The organism is Capnocytophaga sp. oral taxon 332 str. F0381, assembly GCF_000318275.2.
Lineage (GTDB): Bacteria > Bacteroidota > Bacteroidia > Flavobacteriales > Flavobacteriaceae > Capnocytophaga > Capnocytophaga bilenii.
The window spans coordinates 1-1,349 of sequence record NZ_KB291257.1 but is presented as its reverse complement, the minus strand read 5'-3'; the positions used below and the strand labels follow the sequence as shown (position 1 = coordinate 1,349).

General features: G+C 29.8%; 1 protein-coding gene and 1 pseudogene. Both read right to left on the bottom strand.

All coding sequences use genetic code 11. From position 1 onward, the window contains the following. Window positions 1-387: 387 nt before the first annotated feature. Complete coding sequence (locus tag HMPREF9075_RS01020) at window positions 388-960, bottom strand: hypothetical protein (RefSeq protein WP_009414727.1); 573 nt, start codon at window positions 958-960, stop codon at window positions 388-390. Between the two features lie 197 nt (window positions 961-1,157). Next, window positions 1,158-1,349, bottom strand: a pseudogene (locus HMPREF9075_RS13655) (hypothetical protein); the annotation flags it as partial.

Here is a 1,349-nt window from a genome sequence, read left to right as displayed (position 1 = left end):
ATTTACTAGCTCCATCTTTTCCATATACTACCCCACGATAAGTTACTATAGGGTAGCCTGCTACTGGTTTTACATAAGCCACCCAATGATATTTTTTATTCATATTTTCTTTTACCTTACAAGAAGTTAATGATAAAAGTAAGACTAATAGGGTTATGATTAGATTTTTCATTGCTGTTTTTTACCTTTTTTATATTTATTTAAGTTTGACCAAGTTTTGGGAATTTTTATAAATTTATATTCTTTAAATTTATTCTGCCCATTTTTATTGTAAGAGTTAGTTTCCGATAATCCCCACGCAAGAAAATCTGTTCCATCCCAAAACTCAGCTCCATTAGTAATATCTTCTTCCCCCTGTCAAAAAGCAAATAACTGCTTCTCGTGCTATTATTTAACAAACTTTTTTTCGTGTACAATTAGCGACTCAACAGAACCATTCTTTTTAAAAATAAATTCTATATATGCATAATCATTTCCTTTTTTGAGTTGTATGAGAAAGTTACTATGGTATCGTTCATTTTGATTTTTTAAATAGGTTTCATACGATTTGGGAAACTTTTTAGAAAAAAACTTTTTATTTTTCCCATTAATACACACTAATTTATTATTGATTCTAAAATATAATTTATACATTTTACAAGGGGAAATTCGGCATATATAAATATATTCAGGAGCTTTTTCTTTATATAAAAAACTTATATCCCATTTCATTTCATAGGCGTATTCTTCGTTTTCGTCTTTTTTAATAAAGGGCAGCTCAATAGTACCATCATGAGCAAGCATTTTTCCCCATTTGAATGTTTGATAATTCCCATCTTCTTCTAAAGGAAATCCCTGGATGCTTGTGTGCAATAAAAATTTTTTATTGATGATTATATCATCAAAATTAATGGCATCATACTGAGCATAAATGGTATATGATGCAAATAACATTAAAATTATACTAAAAAAAGTTTTCATTGTTTTATATTTAATTACCCCCCGCTGGCGCGTTTCTTGCAACTCGTGCCTATTATAGGAAGAGCTTTTAGCTCTCTCTCATACCCAGATCCAAGTATTCGCTGGCTTCACTTTTCACTCTTCACTTTCCCCCCGCTGGCGCGTTTTTTGTAGTTCGTACCCTTTCATAAAACTAAACGGAAATATAGATAACCTACTTAAAACTTATGTAATTTCAATTCAGAAAAAGGTATTTCCTCTATCTTTGAAAGAGATAGTTTATTATTCTTATATTCAAGATAGATGTAATAGTCATAATTCCCAAAAGTTGAATGAGAAACATTTGTAAATGCTATTTTTAAAAGCGTTTTGTCTTTACGTTTTTGATACTTAATTTGCATAGGAACACA